The sequence below is a fragment of the Cryobacterium sp. Y50 genome (assembly GCF_002929805.1).
GTDB lineage: Bacteria > Actinomycetota > Actinomycetes > Actinomycetales > Microbacteriaceae > Cryobacterium.
Genome location: NZ_PJJM01000096.1, coordinates 104,383 through 130,556, shown reverse-complemented (window position 1 = coordinate 130,556; position 26,174 = coordinate 104,383). Strand labels below are relative to the sequence as shown.

18 protein-coding genes are annotated in these 26,174 nt (G+C 63.9%); 7 read left to right on the top strand and 11 right to left on the bottom strand.

The window, feature by feature from the left end; genetic code table 11:
• Positions 1 to 55 precede the first annotated feature (55 nt).
• From CXY73_RS13710 to CXY73_RS13695, 4 genes are all read left to right on the top strand, one after another.
• A complete protein-coding gene (locus CXY73_RS13710; protein WP_104178021.1) occupies positions 56 to 646 on the top strand; it encodes a TetR/AcrR family transcriptional regulator in 591 nt (196 codons plus the stop codon).
• 321 nt (positions 647 to 967) lie between these two features.
• On the top strand, positions 968 to 1,387 hold the full coding sequence (locus CXY73_RS13705; protein ID WP_146071762.1) for a hypothetical protein: 420 nt from the start codon (positions 968 to 970) through the stop codon (positions 1,385 to 1,387).
• Complete coding sequence (locus CXY73_RS13700; protein ID WP_104135233.1) at positions 1,384 to 1,596, top strand: helix-turn-helix transcriptional regulator; 213 nt, start codon at positions 1,384 to 1,386, stop codon at positions 1,594 to 1,596. The genes CXY73_RS13705 and CXY73_RS13700 overlap by 4 nt, the downstream gene beginning before the upstream one ends.
• A 307-nt stretch (positions 1,597 to 1,903) precedes the next feature.
• Positions 1,904 to 2,857 carry a cytochrome b/b6 domain-containing protein gene (locus CXY73_RS13695; protein WP_233198342.1) on the top strand — a complete coding sequence of 318 codons (954 nt, stop codon included), beginning with the start codon at positions 1,904 to 1,906 and terminating at the stop codon, positions 2,855 to 2,857.
• Here CXY73_RS13695 and CXY73_RS13690 read toward each other — a convergent pair.
• From CXY73_RS13690 to mmsB, 3 genes are read right to left on the bottom strand one after another with little or no spacing between them, the layout of a single operon-like run.
• Positions 2,848 to 3,621: an EI24 domain-containing protein gene (locus CXY73_RS13690; protein WP_199185377.1), complete on the bottom strand. Its 774-nt coding sequence runs from the start codon at positions 3,619 to 3,621 to the stop codon at positions 2,848 to 2,850. The genes CXY73_RS13695 and CXY73_RS13690 overlap by 10 nt on opposite strands.
• A 59-nt stretch (positions 3,622 to 3,680) precedes the next feature.
• A complete protein-coding gene (locus tag CXY73_RS13685) occupies positions 3,681 to 5,165 on the bottom strand; it encodes a CoA-acylating methylmalonate-semialdehyde dehydrogenase (protein ID WP_104178019.1) in 1,485 nt (494 codons plus the stop codon).
• Positions 5,166 to 5,195: 30 nt separating this feature from the next.
• Complete coding sequence (gene mmsB / locus CXY73_RS13680) at positions 5,196 to 6,098, bottom strand: 3-hydroxyisobutyrate dehydrogenase (RefSeq protein WP_104178018.1); 903 nt, start codon at positions 6,096 to 6,098, stop codon at positions 5,196 to 5,198.
• 112 nt (positions 6,099 to 6,210) lie between these two features.
• Here mmsB and CXY73_RS13675 point away from each other — a divergent pair, with 112 nt between their 5' ends.
• Complete coding sequence (locus tag CXY73_RS13675; protein ID WP_104178017.1) at positions 6,211 to 7,113, top strand: LysR family transcriptional regulator; 903 nt, start codon at positions 6,211 to 6,213, stop codon at positions 7,111 to 7,113.
• Between the two features lie 98 nt (positions 7,114 to 7,211).
• Here CXY73_RS13675 and CXY73_RS13670 read toward each other — a convergent pair whose 3' ends face one another.
• Complete coding sequence (locus CXY73_RS13670; protein WP_104178016.1) at positions 7,212 to 8,606, bottom strand: MFS transporter; 1,395 nt, start codon at positions 8,604 to 8,606, stop codon at positions 7,212 to 7,214.
• A gap of 184 nt (positions 8,607 to 8,790) precedes the next feature.
• Between CXY73_RS13670 and CXY73_RS13665 the strand changes: the two genes are divergently transcribed.
• Positions 8,791 to 9,438, top strand: coding sequence for a hypothetical protein (locus tag CXY73_RS13665; RefSeq protein ID WP_104135229.1), 648 nt, complete (start codon positions 8,791 to 8,793; stop codon positions 9,436 to 9,438).
• Positions 9,439 to 9,454: 16 nt separating this feature from the next.
• On the opposite strand, the gene CXY73_RS13660 is transcribed toward CXY73_RS13665, so the two are convergent.
• The 7 genes from CXY73_RS13660 to CXY73_RS13630 all read right to left on the bottom strand — a co-directional run bounded on the left by CXY73_RS13660 (position 9,455) and on the right by CXY73_RS13630 (position 20,042).
• Positions 9,455 to 10,906 carry an MDR family MFS transporter gene (locus tag CXY73_RS13660; protein WP_104178015.1) on the bottom strand — a complete coding sequence of 484 codons (1,452 nt, stop codon included), beginning with the start codon at positions 10,904 to 10,906 and terminating at the stop codon, positions 9,455 to 9,457.
• 292 nt (positions 10,907 to 11,198) lie between these two features.
• Positions 11,199 to 13,667, bottom strand: a complete 2,469-nt coding sequence (locus CXY73_RS13655; protein ID WP_104178014.1) for an excinuclease ABC subunit UvrA — start codon at positions 13,665 to 13,667, stop codon at positions 11,199 to 11,201.
• A 38-nt stretch (positions 13,668 to 13,705) separates the two neighbouring features.
• Positions 13,706 to 14,761: a hemolysin family protein gene (locus CXY73_RS13650; RefSeq protein WP_104178013.1), complete on the bottom strand. Its 1,056-nt coding sequence runs from the start codon at positions 14,759 to 14,761 to the stop codon at positions 13,706 to 13,708.
• Positions 14,754 to 16,121, bottom strand: coding sequence for a hemolysin family protein (locus CXY73_RS13645; protein WP_104135225.1), 1,368 nt, complete (start codon positions 16,119 to 16,121; stop codon positions 14,754 to 14,756). Before CXY73_RS13645 ends, CXY73_RS13650 begins: the two co-directional genes overlap by 8 nt.
• A 249-nt stretch (positions 16,122 to 16,370) precedes the next feature.
• On the bottom strand, positions 16,371 to 18,017 hold the full coding sequence (locus CXY73_RS13640; RefSeq protein WP_369831244.1) for an AMP-binding protein: 1,647 nt from the start codon (positions 18,015 to 18,017) through the stop codon (positions 16,371 to 16,373).
• Between the two features lie 39 nt (positions 18,018 to 18,056).
• On the bottom strand, positions 18,057 to 19,238 hold the full coding sequence (locus CXY73_RS13635; protein WP_233198341.1) for an acyl-CoA dehydrogenase family protein: 1,182 nt from the start codon (positions 19,236 to 19,238) through the stop codon (positions 18,057 to 18,059).
• A 57-nt stretch (positions 19,239 to 19,295) separates the two neighbouring features.
• Positions 19,296 to 20,042 carry a TetR/AcrR family transcriptional regulator gene (locus CXY73_RS13630; RefSeq protein ID WP_104135223.1) on the bottom strand — a complete coding sequence of 249 codons (747 nt, stop codon included), beginning with the start codon at positions 20,040 to 20,042 and terminating at the stop codon, positions 19,296 to 19,298.
• A 166-nt stretch (positions 20,043 to 20,208) separates the two neighbouring features.
• Here CXY73_RS13630 and CXY73_RS13625 point away from each other — a divergent pair, with 166 nt between their 5' ends.
• Complete coding sequence (locus CXY73_RS13625) at positions 20,209 to 26,082, top strand: peroxidase family protein (RefSeq protein ID WP_146071761.1); 5,874 nt, start codon at positions 20,209 to 20,211, stop codon at positions 26,080 to 26,082.
• Positions 26,083 to 26,174: the final 92 nt, after the last annotated feature.

Sequence of the window (26,174 nt, the reverse complement as noted above, 5' to 3'; positions counted from 1 at the left end):
GTTAGACCGATCTGGTCACCACTAACTATACCGATCGGTCTGGTAATATCAAAGTATGCATTCGTCGACCATTACCCCGATCGTGAGCGCCAAGGAGCGCCTACTCGCGTCCGCGGGCCGCCTGTTCCACGAACACGGCATCAATGCCACGGGAATCGATCTCGTCGTGCGTAACGCGGGTGTTGCCAAAGCCAGCCTCTATAACAACTTCGCCAACAAAGAAGCTCTCGTCGTGGCTTACCTGGAACAGGAGCTAGACGGCTGGATCAGAAACGCCCACGCACTGGACAATCCGCTCTCGCCGCGCTGGGAGCGGATCGCAGCCCTATTTGAGGCCCTCGCCCGTTCAGTCGAATTGAACACGTTCCACGGCTGCCCATTCACTAATGCCGTGATTGAACTGCCGGAATGCGCGGCAGTCGGCGCAGTCGCACAACGCTACCGCGCCGTCGTTCGCACACACCTGGCCAACCTCATAGGTGCGGGCACTGCCGCCACGGTGACATCCCGCCTGGCTTTGCTCTACGACGCGGCCATCACAGCAGCGAAAGTCGGCCGCGACGCTGCTCTCGTCCGCGAAGCAAGCACCATGGCCCAAGAGCTCGTCGAGGCTCGCAGACCGGAGGATGTGAAACCAAGCCGATAGAGACGGTCTCTACGGGTGGTTTGAGACTTCGTCGAATATTCGACGCTCAGGTCTGTGACGGGTGGCGTTTGGTAACGATCCTTCGCAAGACACTTCGGGGGAGGGCAGTAGTAGCCATTGTTTGAACACTCTGCGCATCTACCTCCAGCGCCTCCTGTACCCCGAATGTCGCTAGAGGAAAGCTAGCCAGCTGACACCAGTGACGAACGGGCCGGTGGCGCCGCGCCATTTTGGCCCGGCCATACACCGACTTTCGTCTGAATGCCTTCTAATATGGAAAGTGAACTTTCCATATTCGGTCATTCAGCAAAGGAGTTCAGCATGAAGGTGCGGTTCATTTACATCGCAATCGGTGTTGTCGTGTGCGGCACCTTGGGGGGTTTTCTCGGCGCCGCTCAAGAAGCCGGTGCAGCTTCGTGGGTCATTACTGCCCTTACCGCGGCGGTCTTCGCTTCCCTGATGTCGGTGTCGATCGGAACGAGGATCTTCCGCCGGCGCACGGAGCGCCGTGAGCTGACGGCCAGACCCGACAGCCTGGAACGCCATCTGGCCGTGGAAGCTCAGTCCAAAACGTTCCTGGATATGGTGCTTCTCACTGTCATCACGGGATGCCTTTTCATCATCTTTCCCACTCAGACGAATCCCGCCTGGGTGCTGATCGGCCTCGCCGTTGTTCTCATCGTTGATTTCTGGGTACGCCATGCCGTGATCAGGAAAGCAGCCACCAGGGCCACAGCATGAGGAACGACGTCGAGGCCCTCCGGCAGGCGCGGAAATGGTCCCAAGAAACCTTGGCCACGAACGTCGGGGTCTCTAGACAGACCATCAACGCCATAGAGGCCGGTCGGTTCAACCCCAGCCTTCCCCTCGTCCTTCGGCTGGCCCGACTGTTCGGCAGGCCTGTAGAAAGCATCTTCTTCGACGACTATGAGGCGGATCACACGATGTGACGAAGGTTTTCACCCCGGTGGCTCGGCTGCTCGCTGTCGTGGGGATACTGGGCTGAAGTGCAACTTCACTGACATGAGAGCCTCCTCCGGTCCCTCGTCGGTGCGATCGTGGTTCCTTGGCCGGCCGGAATGGTCAAGAACTTGAATCAATAGCAGCGCAGTGCCCGCGGGGTGGTCTGCCGGAAGACCTAGTTCAGCTGTCCGCTATATGACCCACCGCGTCGGGGATCTACACCGCGTCGGAGAGGGCAAGTAGCCTTGCGGGGACGCCCTGCACAAGCTCAGGCGAGAACGGAACGCGATGACGATGGGTGCCCTTCGGCGCAGTGCCTTTCGACTGCGTACCTATCAGCCGAGCCGGTGGATGTGGCTGGCCTGGATCGTGCCTGTCCTGCTCGTGGTCGCGGCCATCGTGGTACTCGCGGCGAACGGGATGCGTGCCCTTCCCTCGGTCGACGACTTCACACGCAGTTACCCCGGTGTGTCGACCCATCCGGCCGCGACACCGGTCGGAGTGCCGGCCTGGTTGGCTTGGCAGCACGGGCTCAACGCCTTTTTCATTCTGTTCGTCATTAGGACCGGCTGGCAGGTGCGTACGACCAAACGCCCGTCCATTTTCTGGACGCGCACCAATACCGGCTGGTTGCGCACCAAGAATCCGCCGATCCGCATGACCCTCGATTTATGGCAGCACATCGTGTTCGACACGCTGTGGCTGGTGAACGGGATCGTCTTCTATGTTCTGTTGTTCGCGACCGGGCAATGGCTCAAAATTGTGCCCACCAACTGGGACGTCATTCCCAACGCCGTGTCGGCCAGCCTGCAATATGCCTCGCTGAACTGGCCGACGGATAACGGCTGGGCGCACTACAACGCCCTTCAACTGCTCAGTTACTTCACGGTCGTATTCGTGGCAGCACCGATCGCGCTCGTTACCGGCCTACGCATGTCCCCCGGCTTCTCTGCCCGGTTTCGGCGACTTGATCGGGTCTTTCCCTTGCCCGTCGCGCGCAAGCTGCACTTTGCGGTGCTTGTCTTCTTCGTGGCGTTCATTGTCGTGCACGTTCTGCTCGTACTCACGACCGGCGCCCGGGCCAACCTGAACCACATGTATGCGGCGCGGAATGACGACGGCTGGCTCGGTGTCTGGATCTTCGTCGGCTCGATCCTGCTCATGGCTACGATCTGGATCGGGGCGCGCCCGGTCGTGGTTCGCGCCATCGCGGCGCGCGGCGGGAGAATCATTCACCGTCAGCGCTGATCGCTCGGTTTCGTCGCTTCGAGCACGTCCCGGCTGAGCAAGGCTGCGCCCGCGACAGCGGCGGGCATCACGATGACCGCCGCGCCCGGAATCAGGAACAGCAGGTAGGTGAGCACACCGAAACCGAGGCTGCGGGATTGGCGGGCGCGCAGCATCCGTCGTCGCTGGGTGAGGGTGAAGCCGCGGGCGTCGAAGGCGAAGCCGGTGAGTTCGAGGGTGAGGATCCAGCCGCCCAAAACAGCCCCGAGAACGAGCGCGATCAGCTGGCCGAGTCCGGGAACCAGGCCGCAGAGGAGAAGCAAGAGAGCGGCCAGCACAGCGAGGGCGACCAACCGCAGGGCGTCCGCGATCGGGCGCAACAGGCCGCGCTTAGCTTCGACTGGCGCATCGCCGAGGTCGGTCTCGACCGCACGCCAGATGCGCTCGTAGAAGGGGTCCCCGATCATCAGCGTCACGGCCACAAAGGTGTAAGCAAGCAAGAGGATGCCGGCCGCTGCGGCCGCCGCGCCGGCCAGGACTCGCACGCCCGTGCGCCACGGCTCGTCCCAGCCGTTCGCGAACGGGCTGATCGTGACGGCGATGGTCTCGACGTTGACGAGCAGTACCACGATGCCGACCAGATAGAGAATGCCGACGATGAGAGCCGGCAGGGCGCCGAGCAGCATGAGACGGGGTGAGGTTATCCACATTTTGAGGCCGCGACCGAGAAATGCGGTCCCGGCGACGAACTCGTGCGTGGCGGTGGGCTGGGCTGAAGACGGCACCTCCACACCCTAGCCCCGCCAGGAAACGTCTGCGGGTCCCCGAGGGGACCCGCGCGGATTTACGCCAACTGGGGAAAGCCGAGGTTGATCTCGGAGGTGGCAGGGTCGGGCCAGCGGGTCGTGACGACCTTGGCGCGGGTGTAGAAACGGATGCTGTCCGGTCCGTACATGTGTGCGTCGCCGAACAGCGAGTTCTTCCAGCCGCCGAAGGAGAACGACCCGACCGGCACCGGAATAGGCACGTTGATGCCGACCATGCCAGCCTCAATTTCACACTCGAACTGCCGAGCCGCCCCGCCGTCGCGGGTGAACAAGGCCACGCCGTTGCCAAACTCGTGCTCGTTGACGAGCTTTACCGCCTCGTCGAAGGTGTCGACGCGCACGACCGAGAGTACCGGGCCGAAGATTTCATCGGTGTAGACCTTCATGCCGGGCGTGACGTGGTCGATCAGGCTGACGCCGAGGAAGAAGCCGCCGCTGGCGAAGTTCTGCGCCCGACCGTCGACGACCATCGTGGCGCCGGCGGACTCAGCGCCGGCCAGGTAGGACGCGACTCGGTCGCGATGATCGCCGGTGATGAGTGGGCCCATCTGTGAGGTCGGATCGGTTCCGGGGCCGATGATGAGTTTTTTCATGCGCTTCTCGATTGCGGCGACGAGGTCGTCGGCGATGCCGCCGACGGCCACGAGCACGCTCACGGCCATGCAGCGTTCCCCGGCGGATCCGTAGGCGGCGTTGATGGCGGCATCCGCTGTCATCTCGAGGTCGGCATCTGGCAGCACGACCATGTGGTTTTTCGCTCCGCCGAGGGCCTGCACGCGCTTGCCGTTTGCGGCGGCACGGCTGTAGATGGACTTGGCGATCGGAGTGGACCCGACGAAGCTGATCGCCTTGACGGCAGGGTTGTCGAGGAGCTCGTCGACGGCCTCCTTATCGCCCTGCACGACGTTGAGCACGCCGGCGGGCAGACCGGCCTCCGTGAAGATCTCAGCGATGAAGATCGCCGACGACGGGTCCTTCTCGCTTGGCTTGAGCAGCACGGTGTTGCCGCAGGCGAGGGCGCTGCCGATCATCCACAGCGGCACCATGGCTGGAAAGTTGAACGGAGTGACGCAGGCAACGACGCCGACGGCCTGGCGCACCGAGTGCACGTCGATTCCGTGGGAGACCTGCTGCGAGAAGTCGCCCTTGAGCATGTGGGCGAGGCCGGTCGCGAACTCGATGTTCTCGAGCCCACGGGTGATCTCGCCGGCCGCGTCAGAGAGCACCTTGCCGTGCTCGCTCGTGAGGATCGCCGCCAGTTCTGCAGTGCGCTCGGCGAGCAATTCGCGCACCTTGAAGAAGATGGCGGTGCGCTTGGCCAGGGTGCTGGTTTGCCACTCGGGAAGGGCCGCCTTGGCGGACTCGATCGCGTCGATGACGACTGCGCGGGAAGCTAGGACGACCTGTTTCTCCTGCACACCGGTGGCCGGGTTGAATACCGGGCCAAACCGCTCGGCCGACTCGACGCGCTGGCCGTTAATGTAGTGGGGAATTGTTTGCATAGGAGTTCTCTTTCTCGTTGATGACATGGTTCAGCTGTGCGACTGCAGGGTGCCGTCGACGAGTTTGACGATCATCGAGCAGTCTTTGCCGCCCTCGCCCTCGTCGATCAGCCGCTGAAACAGCTTGGCGACGTGCTCGCCGATTTCGAGCGGAGTGTCGGTGGCGCGGGCCGCCGCGATGGCGAGGCCGATGTCCTTGCTGGCCAGGTCGGTAGTGAAGGTCGGGGCGAAGTCCCGGTTCGCGGCGGCCGTGGCGACCACATCCTTGATCGGGTACCAGGTGCGCAGCGCCCAGCTATCGCCCGATGAAACGGATGCGATATCCCAGAACACCTGCTTGTCCAGTCCCAGCCGCTCGGCCAGCACGGCGCCCTCGGCGGTTGCGGCGAGGTTGATGAACAGCATGAGGTTGTTGCAGATCTTTGCAGCCTGGCCGGTCGTCGCGCCTCCGGTCGGGATGATATTCGCTGCCATCGGCTGGATGAACGCTGTAGCGTCGGCAACCGCGCCGATTTCGCCGCCGATCATGAAGGTCAATGTTGCCGCCGTTGCGCCGCTGATACCGCCGGAGACCGGGGCGTCGACGAAGCGAAAGCCCGCCGTGGCCGCCGCGTCGTGCAGGGCTTGAGCGGTGTCGATGTCGATAGTGGAGGAATCTACCAGCAGCGCTGTCGTGTCGGTGTTGGCCAGCACCCCGTCGGCGCCGAAGTAGACCGACCGGGCATGCTCACCCTTGGGCAGCATGGTGAAGACGACATCGGCTCCGGCCACGGCCGCCGCGATGCTGGACACGGCGGTGACCCCCGCCTCGGCAGCGGCGGCGACGGCATCCGGATTCAGGTCGAACCCGCGCACCTCGTGGCCGGCAGCCACCATGTTGGCAGACATGGGACCGCCCATGTTCCCCAATCCGATCCATGCGACTACAGACATTTGAAGCTCCTTTGCTTGTGTCCCTCCACCCTCGCAGCCGGATAGAGTGCAATCAAGGCAATAATTCACAGAGGCTATGTGCGCAAATGCACACACTGGAAGGGGCTGATTCGTGAATGCACATCAACTTCCGAGCCCGAACGATCTGCTCGTGTTGCTCACCGTGGCCAGGTTAGGCCGGTTCAATGCGGTCGCCGAGGCACTCGGCACCACGCACACGACAATTTCGCGACGCATCCGCTCACTTGATCAGGAGTTGGGTGGCCGCACTCTCGAACGCAGCCCGCACGGCTGGGAGCTCACCGAATTAGGCCGGCACGCGGTCAGTGCTGCCGAAGCGATCGAAGACCGACTCGGGGTGCTCAGCGCAGCGATCAGCCAGAAGGACCCGCTGTCGGGACTGCTGCGCATCAGCACGATCGACGGCTTCGGGGCCGAGATCGTGACGCCGGCGCTCGTGAAGCTGCAGCAGGGGCACCCGAGCATCAATATCGAAATGTTCAGCGCCACCCGCAAGGTGAGTCAGAACCGGTCGGGTGTCGACCTGGAGATCGTGGCTGGACGCAACGACGTCAACAACGCGCAGGCCATGTTTCTCACCAACTATTTTCTGCGGCTCTATGCCAGCCGCGAGTACCTGCGGGAGCGCGGAGTGCCGCAGTCGCTCGACGATATTGCGTTGCACAGTTTCGTGTCGTACGTCGAGAGCGCCTTGCTCGTGACCGACCTGGGCTACCGATCGTCGCAGCTGCCGGAAGCCGCCACGACCTTTCAGTCGACCAGCCTGTTCGCGCAGCTGGAGGCCGTGCAGGCCGGCGCCGGAATCGGACTGCTGCCCAATTTCCTTGTGCACGATCGGCCGGAATTCGTTCCGGTGCTGCCCGACGATTTTCAGCGCCAGCTGCCGATTTGGGCGGTGGTGCGGGCCGAATCGTTGCGTTCGCCTGTGGTGCGCGCCGCGATCGAGGCGATCACCCTCGAGATCGCGAGTCGGGCTGCCGCGTTCACCGACTGATTCGGCAAGCGGATGCTCTCCAACCGCACCAAGAATGGGGTGGCAGCGCATCGACGGCGGCTCGATCGCCCCTGAACCGAGCCCCCGGTGAAGCCGCGCTATCGACCGCTGCTGGTCCCGGCCAAATCGGCGGCAGAGGCGGCGCGATCGGCCAAATCGGCGGCATCCGCTGCATCAATGTCGTGCAGCGACAGGCCGCGGGTCTCCTTAAGGGTCAGCACGACGAGGGCCGTCACGAGGCATGCCGCCGCGAGGTAGATGGCCACGGGCACTGAGGACTCGAAGGTGGAGAGCAGGCTCACGGCGATGATCGGGGCGATGGACCCCGCGATTACCGAGGTGACCTGGTAACCGAGGGAGACACCGGAGTAGCGCATGCGGGTGGGGAACATTTCGGCCATAATGGCTGGTTGGCCGGCATACATGAGCGCGTGGAACAGCAGGCCCATCATGATCGCAACGATGATGATGAAGTCGTTCGCGGTGTCCATCATGGGGAAGGCGAAGAAACCCCAGGTGCCGGCGAGCACGGCGCCGACGAAGTAGATCGGGCGGCGGCCAACGCGGTCGGAGAGGTGGCCGACGAGCGGAATGACAATGAAGTGAATCGCGTGGGCGATGAGTAGGAGCAGCAGAACGCGAGAGGTGTCCATTTCTACGATGATCTTCAGATACGTGATCGAGAACACCACGACCAGGTAATAAAGAATGTTCTCGGCGAAGCGCAGTCCCATCGCGGTGAACACTCCACGCGGGTAGCGGCGGAAGACCTCGACGATGCCGAAGCCCTTATCACCGTCCAAGACCTCCTTCTGCGCCTTGAGAAAGATCGGAGCATCGCTAACCTTGGTGCGAATGTAATAGCCGATGAGCACGATCACCGCGGAGAGCCAGAAGGCGACGCGCCAGCCCCAGCTGAGGAAGGCCTCGTCGGACAGCGTCGAGGCGAGCACGAACAGAACAGCGGTGGCTAGCAGGTTTCCCATGGGTACGGCAGCCTGGGGCCAGCTGGCCCAGAATCCGCGCGACTTCTCCGGGCTGTGCTCGGCGACGAGCAGCACGGCGCCGCCCCATTCACCGCCGACGGCGAAGCCCTGAATGAAGCGCAGTAGCACGAGCAGAATCGGTGCGAGGTAGCCGATCTGCTGGAATGTTGGCAGGCAGCCCATCAGGAAGGTGGCGACGCCGACGAGCACGAGGCTGAACTGGAGCAGGCGTTTACGGCCGAACTTGTCACCGAAGTGTCCGAACACGATGCCGCCGATCGGGCGAGCCAAGAAGCCGACGGCGTAGGTCGCGAACGCCGCGATGATGCCCTCAAGTTCGCTGCCCGCGTTCGGAAAGAACAGGGTACCGAATACGAGCGTTGCGGCCGAGGCATAGAGAAAGAATTCGTACCACTCGACGACCGTGCCGGCCATGGAGGCTGCGACGACCTTTTTCAGTCCGGACGTATGTACGTCCTGTCGGATATTGGATCTAGTCGTGCTCATGGGTCTCCCCCGTGTCGTCATTGACACAACGCGCTCATTCACACGTCGTCTGGCTCGTCTTAGCTTGCGCTTCGCACTGGTGACTGTCAAAGTGCGATTTGCACAGGGGTGCCGTGCAGAAATGCACACGTGATTTTTCGGGAACGAACTCGGCACCGGTATTCTCGAAAGAACAATCCGTGAGATGGGAGCAATCGTGACGCATGCGCATCCGCTGTACGCCGACCTCGAGGTACCCTGCCTGTGCTGCCTCGCGCCGCAGCCCTTCCACTTCACCTCATCGAGCGACCAGGTCGTCTGTGCGCTCTGCGTGCACCACATCGGGGCCGAGAAGAGTGAACGCCGCGACCTCGAGCACGTACGGTTGTGGACGACGCGCTGGGCGGCTTCCGAGACGGCCCACGGCGAGTACATTGCCGAAACGGATGCCCTGCTCGTCGCCCGCGACACGGATCTGACCGCACTGCGCGACCAGGTCGCCGAGCTCAGTACGCTCGTGGCTGGCCAATTCGCGGCCGGTATCGACGGGGTGCGCGACCTGTTGCAGAACGATTTGGTCAAGCGTGCCGAACGCAACACCGAGCTTGCCCGGCGGCAGATCGACTGGGCGATGGCCGCCCTGTGGCGCGTGGCGCAGTTGCACCACGATGGTACGGCCGCGAAGTGCTCCTGCGGCCGCACCATCAGCTCCTGCGCGGAGAGCGCCGCCATCGACTCGCTCCGGCAGGCGCTCGGCGACTGGGAGAAGAAGAATCTGGCGATGCTGCAGAATGGTCGGCGGCATGGACTGCCGACCGAGCATCCTGCGGTGCTGGCCCAGCGCATCCGCTGAACTGGACCTTGACCGGTCAGTGCCCGATCGACACAGAATCGCCGAGCGGCGGACGCCGCACCAGGAATGCGGCGGGAATGGCGAACAGCGAGATGATCGCGCCGCACAGGAACGCGCCGCGAATTCCGGAGGCCGTGGCCGAGATTTCCGACACGCCCTGCGCCATGAGCGCGGCCGACTGCGAGGTCATCACGGCGATGAACAGGGCCGTTCCGGTGGCACCGGCCAATTGCTGTACGGTACCGACGACGGCGCTGCCGTGGGAGTACAGGCGGGGATTGAGCGAGCCGAGGCCCGACGTGAAGAGCGGTGTGAACAGCAGCGACAGGCCGGCGCTCATGCCGATGTGGGTGACCATGAGCATCCACGGCTCGGTCGTTTCACCCATCATTGTCATGGTCCAGAAGGCGGCGCTAACAATGATCGATCCGGGCACCAGCAGAATAGTCGGCCCGCGACGGTCGTAAATTCGGCCGACGAATGGCGCGAGCAGCCCCATGGTCAGGCCACCCGGCAGCAGCAGCAGCCCGGTGGCGAGGGCGGTCATGCCGAGCACGTCCTGCATGTACAGCGGCAGCAGAATGATCGTGCCGAACAGGGCCAGCATGCTGATGCTGAGCATCGAAATCGAGAGGGTGAAGGTGCGCGAGCTGAACACGCGCAGGTCGAGCAGGGCGCGATCGGTGCGCTGCAGCTGCACCTGGCGCAGCACGAACAGGGCGAGGGCGACCAGGCCGATGCCCAGTGGCACCCAGCCGGAAGCGGTTGCGCCGCCGAGGTTGCTCAGACCGTAGACGAACCCGCCGAAGCCGAAGGCCGAGAGGATGACCGAGAGCACGTCGATCGGAATCTCGCGCGGCGTGGTCACGTTCTGGATGCGTGAGGCGCCGAGAACGAGGGCGCCGATGGCGATCGGCAGCACGATAATGAACATCCAGCGCCAGTCGAGCACGCTGAGGATGATGCCCGAGATGGTCGGGCCGATCGCCGGGGCGACCGAGATGACGATGGAGATATTACCCATCGTCTTGCCGCGTGAGGCGGGGGCGACGAGGGTCATGACGGTGGTCATGAGCAGCGGCATCATGATGGCCGTTCCGCTGGCCTGCACGATGCGGCCGAGCAGCAGCACCTCAAAGCCAGGAGCGAGCGCGGCGATCAGGGTGCCGGTGCTGAACAGCGTCATTGCCGCGATGAATACCGGACGGGTGTTGAAACGCTGAATGAGAAAACCGGTGATCGGAATGACCACGGCCATCGTGAGCATGAACGCGGTGGTCAGCCACTGCGCGGCGGTCGCCGTGATGCTGAGGTCCTTCATGAGGTGCGGCAGGGCCACGCCCATGATGGTCTCGTTCAAAATGACCACGAACGCGGAGACCAGCAGCAGCCGGATCACCAACTGGTTGCGCTTGGCGTCCGGGTGGAGCTTGGCCTCGGTCGTGGGCGCGCTGGCTGTTGCAGTCATAGCTGGTCCTGACGGTCGTGCGAAAAGGGAAGTGCAAAAACGAGCGGCCGCGCGCCCCCGGGGCGGCATGCTGTGTGCGCCTCTAGGTGCAGCGTTTTGCAGGGTGTGAATTATTCCTCTGCACTCAGATTCGCCGGAAAGTTACAACCCCATGTGGCGGGCCTGGTCTTGGGGGCTAATTCAGGAAAATCGGCGGCTGGCCCGGTGTCTGCCCCACAATCTCGGGCTGGGCTTGCTGCCGGTGCCTAGTTCTCCTGAATTAGCCACCAAGAACCGGGATGAGGCGGGAATTTTAGGCGAGGCGGAGCTTGAGATAGGGCGCGGTGCGGCTCGTGGGATGCGCAGCCACCGTGGCGGGGGTGCCGACAGCGATAATTTGGCCGCCTTGGTCGCCACCGGAGGGGCCGAGGTCGATTACCCAGTCGGCCGCGGCGACCACGTCCATCTCGTGTTCGACAACGACCACGGTGTTGCCGGCGTCGACTAGCCGCCCGAGCTGCTGCAGGAGCAGCTCGACGTCGGCCGGATGCAGCCCCGTCGTCGGCTCGTCGAGCAGATAGAGGGTGTGGCCGCGCCGGGCGCGCTGCAACTCGGTTGCGAGCTTGATGCGCTGAGCCTCGCCGCCGGAAAGTTCGGTGGCCGGCTGCCCGAGTCTTAGATAGCCAAGGCCCACCTCGCGCAGGGTTTCTAGACTGCGCGCGGCGACGGTGACGTCGGTGAGAAAGTCGAGTGCGGCATCCACTGTCAGGCCGAGTATCTGGGCGATGTTCTTGCCGTGGTAGTTCACCTCGAGGGTGCCGGGGCTGTAACGCGAACCCCCGCAGTCCGGGCAGAGTGCGTAGCTGCCCGGCAGAAAGAGCAGTCCGACGGCCACGAAACCCTCACCGAGGCAGGTCTCGCAGCGACCGCCGGCTACGTTGAACGAGAACCGGGACGCGGTGAAGCCGCGCGCTCGGGCCTCGTCGGTGGCGGCAAAGGTGGCCCGCACGGCATCGAACAGGCCGGTGTAGGTGGCGAGGTTGGAGCGCGGGGTGCGGCCGATCGGCTTCTGGTCGACCTGCACCAGGCGATCCACGGCTTCGAGGCCGGTGACCGCGGCGACCGGGCTCGAGTCGAACTCAACCTCGGCATCGGGGTCGCCCAGATCGAGCACCGGAACATCATCGGGGTCGGGGTGCAGGTGTCGACCGACGGCCTCGGCGAGCACCTGGCTGATCAGCGTGGATTTGCCCGAGCCACTGACGCCGGTGACGGCCGTCAACACCCCGAGCGGAATCTGCGCATCGAGACCCTGTAGGTTGTGCCGGGTCACGTCGTGCAGGCCCAACCAGCCAAGCGGCTGCCGCAGCTCGCCCCGTGTCACGCGCTCGCGCTCCGCAGCAAACAGGTACTGCCGCGTGACGGACGTCTCGACCTCGGCCAGCCCGGCGGTCGGCCCGCTGTAGAGCACTTCGCCGCCACCCTCGCCGGCCCGAGGACCGACGTCGACGACCCAATCGGCTCGCCCGACGACGTCCATATTGTGTTCGACCACGAAGACGGAGTTGCCCGAGAGCTTGAGCTGCTCGAGCACCAGCAGCAGTGGCTCGGCGTCGGCCGGGTGCAGGCCGGCCGAGGGCTCATCCAGCACGTAGATGACCCCGAACAGGCCAGAGCGCAGCTGGGTCGCAATGCGCAGCCGTTGCATCTCGCCCGGCGAGAGCGTGGGGGTCGACCGGCCGAGGGCCAGATAGCCGAGGCCCAGTTCGAGCAGCACATCGATGCGGCGTAGAAGGTCGCCGGCCAGGGTGACGGCCACCTCTGACGCAGAGTCGTTTGACATGATCGGCCGAAGGACCTCGGCCAGGGCCGTCATTGGCAGGGCGTTGAGTACGGCGATCGAGTGCCCGGCCACGGTGACGGCGAGGGCTTCGGGCTTCAGACCGCTGCCACTGCAGTCCGGGCACGGGCCGGTGTCGACGTAACGCAACACCCGCTGCCGCACATTCGGGCTCTTACTGTCAGCGAGGGTGTGCAGCACGAAACTTTTCGCGCTCCAGAAGCGCCCCTGGTAGGGCTTGGCGATGCGGTCGCGCTGTGGCACGACCTCGACCACCGGCTGCTCCTCGGTAAACAGAATCCAGTCCCGGTCGGCGCGGGACAGGTCCTGCCAAGGCAGGTCGATGTCGTAGCCGAGCACCGCGACGATATCGCGCAGGTTTTTGCCCTGCCAGGCACCGGGCCAGGCCGCGATGGCGCCGTCGCGAATGCTGAGGGTGGCGTCTAGCACCATCGACGCTTCACTGACCGTGTGCGCCATGCCCAAGCCATGGCAGCGGGGGCAGGCGCCCATCGCGGTGTTCGGCGAAAAGGAGTCGGATTCGAGGCGACCGGCAGTATCCGCTGGATATATGCCGGCACGGGAATACATCATTCGCAGTGAATTGGAGAGGGTGGTGACCGTGCCGACGCTCGATCGGGAACTTGGTGTTCCACGGCGTTGCTGCAGGGCGACCGCTGGCGGCAGTCCGGTGATCTCGTCGACGTGCGGGGTATGTCCCTGTTGAATGAGTCGACGCGCGTAGGGCGCTACCGACTCGAAGAAGCGGCGCTGGGCCTCGGCAAAGATCGTGCCGAAGGCGAGCGAGGACTTGCCGGAGCCCGAGACGCCGGTGAACGCCACGATGGCGTCCCGGGGCACATCGACGTTCACATTGCGCAGGTTGTTCTCGCGGGCACCGCGCACCCGCACGAAACCCTCGGATTGATTTTCGCTAAGCATCCAAATGAGTGTAGTTGGCTCGATTGCGAGCCGCCAGGTCAGATCGAGGTGGCGTCCTCGACCTGACCGACGAGTTCTTCGATGATGTCCTCAAGAAAGAGCACACCGGTCACGGTTCCGTTCGCGTTGAACGACGTTGCTACGTGCGCTCCAAGGCGACGCATCGACGCGAGCGCGTCTTCCAATTCGCTGTTACACGAAACGGATGCGAGACGTCGCAGGCGTTTGCTCGGCACCGGCTGAGTGAAGGTGTCGCCGCTGGTGAGATCCATGACGTCCTTGAGGTGCAGGTAGCCGCTCGGCTGACCGTCGTCGTCGGTCAGGATGTACCGCGAGAAACCGTGCTGGCTGACGGCCCGCTGAATGTCGGCCGGTGAGGCCGTCGACGGCAGGCAGACCATCGATTCGATCGGGACCTGCACGTCGGACACCTTTTTCGCCGTGAACTCGAACGCCGCGGTGAGCGTGCCGGAGGCATCCTGCAGCATGCCTTCCCGGGTGGACTGCCGGGCGATGCTCGCGACCTCGTCGAGCGTGAACGCGCTCGTCGCCTCGTTTTTCGGCTCGACCTTGAACAGTCGTAGTACGCCGTTGGCCAGCCAGTTCAGGCTGAAAATGATCGGGTTGAACACCCGAGCTACGAACACGAGCGGCGGTGCCAAAATAAGGGCGGCCTTTTCGGGAACGGAGAACGAGATGTTCTTGGGGATCATCTCGCCGAAGACAACGTGCAGAAAGGTCACCAGAATCAACGTGAAGCTGAAAGCGATTGTGCTGATCATTCCCTCGGAGAGCCCGGTGCCCGCGAGCGGGTATTCGAGCAGACCGTGAATGGCCGGCTCCGAGACGTTCAGGATGAGCAGCGAACACACCGTGATGCCCAGCTGGCTGGTGGCGAGCATGAGCGTGGCGTGTTCCATGGCCCACAGGGTGGTCTTAGCGGCCTTGTTGCCTTGGGCGGCCAGCGGTTCAATCTGGGAGCGGCGGGCCGAAATGACAGCGAATTCGGCGCCGACGAAGAACGCGTTCACCACCAGCAGCACGACGAGCCAGATCAGGCCGGGTAAGTACGCGGTTAAATCGGCGCTACTCATGGATCAGATCTTTCTGAATTTTGTTGACGATGCGGTCGTGTGGGGTGGCGAGGCTCGGATCAGTCTCGGGGTCGAGGGGCGTGTAGCGAACGCGGTGCACGCGCACGCCGTCGACGTGGTCGATGCGCAGTACGCCGCCCTCGATGGCGACCTCGTCGCCGAGTTCGGGAATGCGATCGAGCTGGTCGGCGAGGAATCCGCCGACCGTGTCGTAGTCGCCGTTGTCGGGCACGGAGACGCCGGCGCGGTCGAGCAGCTCATCGGGGCGCCAGGCCGCGTCGAACACGACGGACCGACCGGAGCGGATGACGCCGGTCTTGGCCCGGTCATGCTCGTCCTCCAACTCGCCGACGAGTTCTTCGACGAGGTCTTCGAGGGTGACGATGCCGGCGGTTCCGCCGTATTCATCGGCGACCACGGCAATCTGGAACCCCTGCTGGCGCAGGGCGGCGAGCAGGGAATCCACGCCCATGGTCTCGGGAACGCGTAGCGCGGGGGCCTTCAGGTCGGCGGCGGTTACCGTCGCCCGCTCATCCAGCGTGACGGCGAAGGCTTGTTTTACGTGCAACACGCCGACGATGTCGTCGGAGTTCTTGTCGATCACGGGAAACCGTGAGTAACCAGTGCTGGTCGCGAGGCGCACGATGCTATCGGCGGTGTCGGTAATGTGCACCGAAGCCATGCGCACCCGGGGGGTCATGACATCCGCTGCTGAGTGGTCGGAGAATCGCAGCGTGCGGTGCAGCATCGCGGCGTGGTCGTCGTCCAACACGCCCTCGAGGGCCGATCGGCGCACCAGAAAGCTCAGTTCTTCGGCGCTGCGGGCGCCCGACAGCTCTTCTTTAGGTTCAATTCCAAACAGGCGAATGATCGAGTTGGCCGTGTTGTTGAACAATAGAATGACCGGTTTAAACACGGTCGTGAACACGGTTTGAGCCGGCACGACGATCTTCGCGGTTGCCAGCGGCACGGCGAGGGCGAAGTTCTTCGGAACGAGCTCGCCGATCACCATTGAGAACAGCGTCGCGAGCGAGATTGCGATGATCGTTCCCAGCAGTGGCACAATGCCGGCGGGCACGCCGACGCTGGTCAGCGGCCCGCTGAGTAGGGAGCGGATGGCAGGCTCGAAGGTGAATCCGGTCAGCAGCGTAGTGAGGGTAATGCCCAGTTGCGCGCTCGACAGGTGCGTCGAGGTGATCTTGAGCGCCTTGATGGTCGGACCGAGCCGCTTCTCGCCGCGATCCCGCCGAGTCTCGAGCTCATTGCGGTCGAGCGTGACGAGCGCGAACTCGGAGGCTACGAAAATGCCCGTTCCGACGGTGAGAACGAGTCCTACGCCCACCATGATCCACTCATACATGTTGTGCTCCTCTCAGATTGAAAGGCATGTCGGTGGTGGCGGGCGAGGGTTTATGCGAGGGAGGGTCTTCCATTGTGCTTATAAACCTATAGACGGATGCTGACAAAGCGCCGGTCTCTTGCGTTTCGGCCGTACAAGGACCGGGGTACCGGGGTGGGCGTACAGACCTGCGGAGCTTGTCGAAAGTGGTCCCCGTTAGGTCTTCACCGGGCAGATTTGCGGTTCTGAACGACATGGCCGACAGAAAGGTTAGGAGACGGCGGGCTCAGCGACCTCCTCGGGCAGTTCGCGCAGCACGACCTTCATGATCTTGCCGGTGGCCGTGCGCGGCAGGGCATCGACGAACGTAACGTAATCGGGAACCTTGAAGGCGGCGATCAGGTACCGGGTGTGGGCGAGCAGGTCGACCTCGGTCACCAGGGAGTCCGGACGCAACACGACGTAGGCCTTGGGCCGCTCGCCCCATTTCGGGTGCGGAATGCCGACCACGGCAACGTCGAGCACGGTCGGGTGGGTGAGCATCGCATTTTCCACCTCGATGGTGGAGATGTTCTCGCCGCCGGAGATGATGATGTCCTTTGCTCGGTCTTTGATCTCAATATATCCATCCGGATGCATGACGCCGAGATCGCCTGTGTGGAACCAGCCGCCGCGAAAGGCATCCGCCGTCGCCGTGGCGTCTTTGAAGTAGCCGAGCATCACGTTGTTGCCGCGCAGCACGATCTCGCCGATTGTCTGCGCATCCGCGGGAACGTCGCGCATGGCGGAGTCGACGATGCGGGCTGATTCGGCTTGCACCATGCCGACGCCCTGGCGGGAGATCTTGCGGGCACGCTCGTCGACAGGCAGGTCGTCCCACTTGCGCTGGTATTCGCAGATCGTGTACGGGCCGTAGACCTCGGTCAGTCCGTAGACGTGCACGACCGTGATCCCGAGCGCGTCGAGCTGCTCGATCACGCTCGGCGACGGCGGTGCACCCGCTGTGGTGATGGAGAGCGGCGTCTCGAGCACGTGCTTCATCGGCGCGTTCGCGATGACGCCGCACACAGTGGGGGCGCCGCACAGGTTGGTCACGCCCAGGGTGTCAATGGCCGACCAGACCGATTCGGCCCGCACCGTGCGCAGGCAGACGTGGGTGGCGCCGGCGGCAGTGACCGCCCACGGTGTGCACCAGCCGTTGCAGTGGAACATGGGCAGGGTCCACAGATAGACCGAATCACTGGTGAACTTGTTATGGAACACCTCGCCGAAGGAATTGAGGTAGGCCCCGCGGTGCGAGTACATCACGCCCTTGGGCTTGCCGGTCGTACCCGAGGTGTAGTTGATTGAGATCACCGCGCGTTCGTCGGAGACCTCCCAGGCCAGCGGTTCGGCGGTGTCATTGTCGGCTTCGACCAGAAATGACTCAAGGGTCTGCTGGCCGACGCTCCGGTCGCTTTCGGTCAGACCAAACTCGCCGTCGACGATTTCGATCACACCCTTTAGCGAAGCGGATGCCGCGATCGCGTCACAGACACCGTTGACCAGCTCGGCGTCAATGAAGAGCAGGGTCGCCTCGGAGTGCTCGAGCACGTAGCGAACTTCGGGCCCGGCCAGCCGAGAATTCAACGCGACCAGCACCCCACCGGCCAGTGGAACGGCGTAGTGGGCGATCAGCATCTCGGGTATATTCGGCGCAAGGAATATAACGCGGTCGCCCGGTGTGATGCGCGAACGGATGGCGTGGGCCAGCTCCTCGGCGGCCTGCGCGAACTGTTGGTAACTGTACCGACGAGCGCCGTAAACGATCGCATTCTTGTCCGGGAATACTTCCGCGCTGCGCTGCAGAAACCGCATCGGGGTTAGCGGTGAATCGTTGGGCGAGCCGATCGGGGTTATATTCATCGTTTCAATCACGCGGGACTCCTTTGTCCGGAAAGATGTAGCGAAGTGGGTTTAGTGGAAGGCGCTGACCCCGGTGAGGTCCCGGCCGATGAGCAGCGACTGGATGCTTTCGGTACCCTCGTAGGTGTGGATTGACTCGATGTCGGCGAGGTGCCGAATAACGTGGTTTTCGAGCAGGATGCCATTGCCACCGAGCATGTCGCGGGCCAGCGACGCGAGCGACCGCGCGGCCCGGGTGTTGTGGAATTTGGCCAGGCTGGCCTGGATCGGGCGCAGCGATCCGGCGGCGTCGAGTTCGGCCAGGCGCATGCAGTGCAACTGCATCGAGGTGAGCTCGGAGAGCATGAGGGTGAGACGTTCCTGCACGATCTGAAAACCGGCAATCGGCTTGCCGAACTGTACCCGCTGCTGGGCATAGTTGAGGGCTGCTTCGAACACCGCGGTGGCGTGTCCGAGTGCTGACCAGGCCACACCGAGCCGGGTTGCGAACAGCACGGCCGCGGTGTCCTTGAAGGTGTGGGCGCCGGGCAGCACGGCGTCGAGTGGTACCCGCACGTCGGTCAGGGTGATGCGGGCCTGGTGCACGGCGCGCAGCGAGCCCTTGCCCGTCATGGTCTCGCCGTGGTATCCCGCCAGCGACTGGTCGACCAGAAACCCACGCACGTTGCCGCCGTCGTCGCGGGCCCAGACCACGGTCACATCGCCGACCGAGCCGTTGCCGATCCACTTCTTTTCTCCGTTGATCACCAATTCGTCACCGTCGCGGTGGGCGGTGGTCTCAAGCGCGACCGAGTCCGAGCCGTGGTCGGGTTCGGTCAGGGCGAAGGCGCCGAGCTTCTCGGCCCGGGCCAGCGGCACCAGCCACGTCGCCTTTTGCTCGTCGCTGCCGAACATGGCGATGCTGCGCAGGGCCAGACCACCCTGAACGCCCACCACGGTGCCCATCGATCCGTCGCCGCGGGAGATCTCCATGTTCACGAGACCGGCCGCGAGCGGTGACATGGGGGTGAGGCCGGGGCCGGCCACGCCGTCGGTGAGCAGATCTAGCTCGCCGAGGCGGCGAGCTAGATGCAGTGGGTATTCCGCCTTGTCCCAGGCCTCGCTCAGCTCGTCGAGCGTCTCCAGGGCAAAGGTGCGTGCCCGGTTCCAGAACGCTCGATCCGTCTCGGGAACATCGGCGAAGATGCCGTAATAGTCGGTGTCAAGCGGGGCGGACACATCATAATCGGGCATCATTGCCTTTCACAGCAGCGGGTATAACTACAGTTCTACCTGACACTGCGTTTCAGGTCAAGTGACACTTGGTGTCACACTGCTCGATAGGAAGCGACTCGCGATTGCCCGAGCCACATCGTCGGGCAGGGCGGAGGCAGGAAACACCGCGACCAGCAGCTCGCTGGCGGGGGTGGCCGCGGCAACGCCGCCAGGGGCAAAGCGGGTGCGTACCGCCTGCAGGTGGGCGGCCAGTCCTGCCGAATCGAGCATCCGTTCCGTTTCGGCAGCGCGAATCATGCGGCGCAGCTCATAGTTGTGCGTGGCCGTCACCGCCGCAGCGAATTGAATGGCCAAGACCGGGTCGACGCCTGGCAATCGTCTCCGCAGATAGGCGGAGAAGGTCTTCTCGTAGCGCGAGACCATCACGGTTTCCCGGTCACGCAGAACGGATGTCTGGCGCACGACCCGGTCGCGTACCCGCACAATCTCGAGGCGCTCCCGAAACCGCTCGAACACGAGCGCGGCTGCCTCGCAGACGGCGAGCCACGGGTCATCGTGCTCGGCGGCGAAATACTCGCCAATCTGCTCGAGCAGCTCGTCGTGGTCGGCGAAGATCACGTCATCTTTCGAGTGGAACTGTCGAAAGAAGGTGCTGCGGGACACCCCGGCTGCGGCGGCGATCTGGGCCGCACTTGTGGCCTCATACCCCTGGGTGTGAAACAAGCCGACAGCGATGTCTCCGACGGCGACGCGGCTGCGGAGATCCGCTGGTCGCGAGCTGGAAACTGCGCTGAGGGCGGCTGGTGCAGACGGATCAGACATTGTCTGGTGAAACTAGCACGGAATGAGGTTGGCGCCCGTAGCGAGTGCCCGGCGAAAGGCGACCGGGCCAGGAAAGCAGGGGTGGGGGCGGAGGGTGCACAAGGTTTCCATAAGGCCCGCACAGCACTCTTGCAGCGTTCGCTCATCCTGAAGAGATAGGTGCGTCATGAGCAGGTTCGAAGGCAAAGGAATCGTTCGCAGCAACAGCAATTCCAGCGGAATGCGAGGTAATCCACGTTCCCAGGACAGTGCAAGACCCAAGCGGGTTTTCGGCAAGCCCATGCGCATACTCGCCGCCGGCATGGCCGCAGTGCTCTACGCCGGACTCGGCCTGTCGGCCGCCCTCCCGGCCCAGGCCGCCTTCGCCCCGGTCGGCCAGGGATTCGCCGTCACGGCCTCCGACCTCGCCTACATTCTCAAGCAGATCAAGATTGCTGAAGCCCACGTGGCCAACACTACTTCGACCACCGGACCCTGTGGCGCCCTGGTCGGAACGGGCCCCAACCAAATCGCCAGCCCGTTGCTCTCGCTCGGCCTGCGCACCGTCGACGGTTCCTGCAACAACCTGCAGCCCGGCCAGGATCAGTTCGGCGCCGCCGACCAAGTCTTCCCGCGAATGGCCGCTCCGGTCTTCTCCGACGCGGACGTCACGCCGGCCGGATTCGGCCCACCGAACGGTACCTCCTACATCCAGAAAAAGGGCCTGGTTTTCGATTCGGAGCCGCGCACGGTGAGCAACCTGATCGTTGATCAGACCTCCACCAACCCGGCCGCCATCGCCGCCGCCGGAAACCCGGTGCGCACCCAAGGCAACGAGGGCGTCATGGCGTGCACGACCGACCCGAGCACCTCCGTGCCATTCGGCGTCCCGGGTGGCTGTATCCCCTCCCACGAGACGCTGTTCATGCCGAACGTGACGACCGACGTCGGCCTCTCGCCGCCGTACAACTCGATGTTCACCCTGTTCGGCCAGTTCTTCGACCATGGCATTGACCAGACGGTCAAGGGTGGCGGCACCGTCTTCGTGCCGCTTCAGGCCGACGACCCACTGGTCGCGGGGCCGGACCACGTGTTCGGCAACGCTGACGACCTCGACCCGAACCTGCGCTTCATGGTGCTCACCCGTGGACAGAACCAGCCCGGAGCCGACGGCGTCGCCGGCGACGACCCGGCCACGACGACCGATGAGAGCGCCGACGACGTTCAGGACGCCCTCAACACCGACTCGCCGTGGGTCGACCAGAGCCAGACTTACGCGTCACACGCCTCGCATCAGGTTTTCTTGCGTGAGTACGCGACCGTGGGCGATCGACCCGTTGCCACCGGCAAGCTGCTCGGCGGACCGACCGGATCGACTGCTGGCGGCATGGCGACTTGGGCCACCACCAAGGCCCAGGCCGCGAACGTGCTCGGGCTTCTCCTGACGGACAAGGATGTGCTCAACGTTCCGATGCTCGCAACGGATGCCTACGGCAAGTTCATCCCCGGAACCCTGCGCGGAATGCCCCAGTATGCCACTACGACCGGCCTGGTCGAGGGCGACACCGGAAGCCCCGTGCCTGTTCCGAGCAATGTGCTCTCCTTTAAGACCCCGTTCCTAACCGACATCGCGCACAACGCGGAGCCGAAGCCCGGACTCGAGCCGGATGCGAATGGGTCGGCATCCGCTGACTTCGCCAGCCAGCCGGCCGGAACCTACGACGATGAGATGCTCAATGCGCACTTCATCGCTGGAGACGGTCGCGTCAACGAGAACATCGGCCTCACCGCCATTCACCAGGTGTTCCACTCCGAGCACGATCGCCTGATCGAGACCATCGAAAACACGCTGACCAACGACACGACCACCAAGGGCATTGCCGCCCTGGCCGAGTGGAAGCTGGCCAGCGGAGCCGCCGGCTGGAACGGTGAACGCCTGTTCCAGGCGGCCCGTTTCGTCACCGAGATGGAGTACCAGCACCTCGTGTTCGAGGAATTTGCGCGCAAGGTGCAGCCTGGTATCAACCCGTTCGAACCGTTCGCGTTCACCCAGACCGAGATCAACCCGGCGGTCAAGGCGGAGTTCGCCCACGCCGTGTACCGCTTCGGTCACTCCATGCTGACCGAGACGATTTCGCGTCGCAACGAGGACAAGCCCGGCGTTGACGGCCTGTTCGGTACTGGTGATGACGTTCTGGGCAGCCAGAACGACATCTCTCTGCTCGACGGGTTCCTCAACCCGCCCGCGTATACCGACGGCGGACCGGAGGGACGGTTGACCTCGGAGGAAGCCGCCGGCAGCATCATCATGGGCATGAGTGACCAGGTCGGCAACGAGCTCGACGAATTCGTTACCGATACCCTGCGCAACAACCTGCTGGGCCTACCGCTCGACCTGGCAGCGATCAACATGACCCGTGCGCGTTCGGAAGGCGTGCCGCGGTTGAACGTGTTCCGCCGCGACCTGTTCAACAAGACCAACGACGGGGCACTCAAGCCCTACACAAACTGGATCAACTTCGGGGAGAACCTCAAGCACCCGGAATCGCTGATCAACTTCGTGGCCGCCTATGGTCAGTTCCCCACCATCACGGGAGCAACCACGCTCGACGGCAAGCGCGACGCCGCGCGACTGATCGTGAGCCCCGATGCCCTGGCCTTGGAAGTTTCTCCGGACGGGGCCATGGACTTCATGAACAGCACGGGAGCGTGGGCCAACTCGAGCACGCACTCGATCACCGGGCTCGACGAGGTCGATCTCTGGATCGGTGGCTTGGCGGAGATGACCACCCCGTTCGGTGGTCTGCTCGGCACGACGTTCAACTATGTGTTCGAAAACCAGATGACCGACCTGCAAAACGGAGACCGGTTGTACTACCTGGCCCGCACGCCCGGCATGAACCTCCGCACCCAGCTGGAGGGCAACTCCTTTGCCGAGCTCATGATGCGCAATACCAACGCGCACACCCTGAAGGCTGATCCCTTCGCCACAGCTGACTGCAGGTTCGAGCTGAAAAACCTGGCTGGAACCGTTGCAGGCTTCGCGGCTTCGGGCAATGCCGTCGCGAACGATACGCAGTCCGAGTGTGATGAGTCGGCGTTGTTGATTCGCATGCCCGACGGCACGATCAAGTACCGTGCCCGCAACGCGGTCGACCCCACCGGCATCAACGGACAGGCTGTCTACAACGGCACCGGAAACATGGACCGGATGTACGGCGGCAACGACAACGACACCTTCTGGGGCGGCCTCGGCAACGACGTCATTGACGGCGGTGGCGGTGCGGACGTTGCTCTCGGTGGTGAAGGTGACGACATCATCACCGACTTCGCCGGAGACGACGTGCCCAAGGGCGGCCCAGGCAACGACGCGATCGATGCCGGGACCGGCCTGGACATCATCATGGGTGGCGAAGGCAAGGACTTCACGAACGGTGGAGCCAACGCCAATGAAACCTTCGGCGGCGCCGATGATGACTTCATCATGCTCGGTGAAAGCCTCGACGCAGCTTTCGGTGACGGTGGCGACGACTGGGAAGAGGGCGGCAACCAGCCCGACCTCATGATTGGAGACAGCAGCAACCTGTTCTTCCTGGACGACTCGCAGAAGCCTGGTAGCGACTTCATGATCGGCCAGGGCGGCGACGACGACTACGACATGGAGGGTGGCGACGACATTGGCGTCGGTGGCCCTGGCATTGAAAAGGTCGCCGGCGGTTCTGGCTATGACTGGTCCACTGGCCAGGGTGACCCCCAGGCTCAGGACTCCGACCTGGCGCTTCCGATCGCGCCACTCAATATTCTGCAGGTGGGAGTGCGCGACAAGTACAACGAAGTCGAGGCGCTCTCCGGCTGGAAGCTGAACGACATCCTCCGCGGTGACGACATCGTTCCCAGCGCTGTCGGTGGTGGCGGCTTCATCGGCTGTGACGTGGTAGACCAGGCCGGAGTAGACCGCATCGCGGGCTTGGATGCGCTGATTCCGGAATTCACAACCACGCTGGCATCCGTTGTCGCACTGTCGGCACAGGGCGACTGCCCGATCCTGACCGGCCCGAACGTCTGGGGTGCCGGCAACGTGCTCCTCGGCGGCGGCGGCAGCGACCTGATCGAGGGACGCGGCGCCGACGACATCATCGACGGTGACGCATACCTCAGCCTTCGCCTGAGCGTTCGCACCAACGCGAACGACCCCGCGACGGAGATCGGCAGTGCCAGCCTCAACGGCTCGAACCAGAGCGCGATGGCCAGCCAATACCTGTCCGACGGCGCTGGTGGACTCACCGGACCGACCCTGCAGGAAGCCGTCTTCGCCGGCACGGTGAACCCGGGCAGTATTGTGGCGGTTCGCGAGATCCTGTACGGATCTAGCGGAACCGACTCGGCCCTGTTCTCCGGTCTGACCAAGGATTACGAAGTCACCACTACCGGTGGCGACGGCACGCTCGGATCTGCCGGATCGACCACCACTGTGCTCGACAACCGTGGTACCGACGGAACAGACACCGTGCGCAACATCGAACGCCTGCAGTTCAGCGACACCGTGGCTCCGGGAACCCCGATCATCGGTGCTGCCATTGCCGGAAACGGGCAGGCAACCGTGGCCTGGACGGCGTCGCCGACCGGCATCGCCACCAGCTTCTCGGTGAAGGTGCTCGACTCGTTCGGAGACCAGGTGGGTGCACTGCGCACCGCAGTCGGAACCGCGTTCAACCTGATTGTCACCGGGCTGACCAACGGGTCCAGTTACACCTTCCAGGTATCGGCGACCAACGCAGAGGGGACAAGCGCATTCTCGGCTTCGACCAACGCGGTGACTCCGTCGGCCCCGGTGGTCGCCGAAGCTCCAACGATCGGAACCCCGGTCGCCGGCAACGCTCGCGTGGACGTGAACTGGACGCCGCCGGCAGCGGTGGCCAACCAGACGACGATTACGGGCTATCGGGTTCGCACCTATGAAGGAGCAAGCGCGACGGTGTTACGCACTTCCTTTGCGGGAGTCACCTCCACTATCGGGATCACTGTGCTGACCAACGGCACCGGGTACAGCTTCGATGTCGCCGCGATCAACTCGGTCGGCACCGGAGCGGCCTCGGCTCGTTCGACGGTTGTCACACCGACCGCCCCTGTTGTGCAGGTGGTAGCCGGCGCTCCTGTAATCGGAACCTCGGTCGCCGGGAACGCGTCGGTGACCGTGAACTGGGCCGCCCCGGCGGCTGTGACCAACGCCGCGGCCATCACGGGCTACCGCGTTCGCACCTACGTCGGGGCGGCCACCGGGGTAACCCGCACGACGACGGTGGCGAACGTCACGACGTCGGTGATCGCAACGCTGATCAACGGAACCGGGTACACCTTTGATGTTGCGGCGATCAACTCGGTCGGCACCGGAGCGGCATCCGCTCGTTCGGTCGTGGTCACACCGCGCACGGAGTTCGTGCTGCCGACGGTGATCACACGTACACCGGCGTCCGGTGCGCGTTCGGTCAGTCAGACTGAAAACCTGACGGCAACGTTCAGTGAACCGGTCACCGGGGTTAGCGGTGCGACGTTCGTGCTGCGGCGCGGTGCCACGGTGATCGCAGCAGCGGTCGGCTACAACGCCACGACGCGAGTCGCGACGTTTAACCCGAGCGTGACCCTGCTCGCCGACCGTACGTACACGGCTACGCTCTCGGGTATCCGTGACGCGGCTGGCAACACGATGGTGACGAGCACCTGGTCGTTCATCACCGGTCCGGCTCCGACGATCACCACGAGAACTCCCGCGGCAGGAGCCACCGCAGTTGGACGGCTGGTGAGCCCGACCGCGACCTTCAGCGAAGCCATCATTGGATTCACCGCAACGTCGGTGACTGTTACCCGTCCCGGCTCGACGATCGCTGCGACCCTGTCGTTCAACGCGACTACCCGCGTACTAACGATCAACCCGAATGCCACACTCCTGGCCAACACGACGTACACGGTGACCATCACCGGTGGCACGGGTGCCGTGCGAGACCTGGTCGGCAACCCGGTCGTCACCCGTTCGTGGTCGTACACGACGGGGGCTGTGAACTAAGACAATCAACCGAATAACCCGGCTGGCGATTCTCGTATGAGTCACCAGCCGGTCACCAAAACATCCTCAACTAAGCAGTGTGTTCCAGAAAA

Excerpts from the sequence above, each read along its gene's own strand:
- CXY73_RS13710 (WP_104178021.1), top strand. The coding sequence starts at position 56 with ATGCATTCGTCGACCATTACCCCGATCGTGAGCGCCAAGGAGCGCCTA.
- CXY73_RS13705 (WP_146071762.1), top strand. The coding sequence starts at position 968 with ATGAAGGTGCGGTTCATTTACATCGCAATCGGTGTTGTCGTGTGCGGC.
- CXY73_RS13700 (WP_104135233.1), top strand. The coding sequence starts at position 1,384 with ATGAGGAACGACGTCGAGGCCCTCCGGCAGGCGCGGAAATGGTCCCAA.
- CXY73_RS13695 (WP_233198342.1), top strand. The coding sequence starts at position 1,904 with ATGGGTGCCCTTCGGCGCAGTGCCTTTCGACTGCGTACCTATCAGCCG.
- CXY73_RS13685 (WP_104178019.1), bottom strand. The coding sequence starts at position 5,165 with ATGCAAACAATTCCCCACTACATTAACGGCCAGCGCGTCGAGTCGGCC.
- mmsB (WP_104178018.1), bottom strand. The coding sequence starts at position 6,098 with ATGTCTGTAGTCGCATGGATCGGATTGGGGAACATGGGCGGTCCCATG.
- CXY73_RS13670 (WP_104178016.1), bottom strand. The coding sequence starts at position 8,606 with ATGAGCACGACTAGATCCAATATCCGACAGGACGTACATACGTCCGGA.
- CXY73_RS13665 (WP_104135229.1), top strand. The coding sequence starts at position 8,791 with ATGGGAGCAATCGTGACGCATGCGCATCCGCTGTACGCCGACCTCGAG.
- CXY73_RS13660 (WP_104178015.1), bottom strand. The coding sequence starts at position 10,906 with ATGACTGCAACAGCCAGCGCGCCCACGACCGAGGCCAAGCTCCACCCG.
- CXY73_RS13655 (WP_104178014.1), bottom strand. The coding sequence starts at position 13,667 with ATGCTTAGCGAAAATCAATCCGAGGGTTTCGTGCGGGTGCGCGGTGCC.
- CXY73_RS13650 (WP_104178013.1), bottom strand. The coding sequence starts at position 14,761 with ATGAGTAGCGCCGATTTAACCGCGTACTTACCCGGCCTGATCTGGCTC.
- CXY73_RS13645 (WP_104135225.1), bottom strand. The coding sequence starts at position 16,121 with ATGTATGAGTGGATCATGGTGGGCGTAGGACTCGTTCTCACCGTCGGA.
- CXY73_RS13635 (WP_233198341.1), bottom strand. The coding sequence starts at position 19,238 with ATGCCCGATTATGATGTGTCCGCCCCGCTTGACACCGACTATTACGGC.
- CXY73_RS13630 (WP_104135223.1), bottom strand. The coding sequence starts at position 20,042 with ATGTCTGATCCGTCTGCACCAGCCGCCCTCAGCGCAGTTTCCAGCTCG.
- CXY73_RS13625 (WP_146071761.1), top strand. The coding sequence starts at position 20,209 with ATGAGCAGGTTCGAAGGCAAAGGAATCGTTCGCAGCAACAGCAATTCC.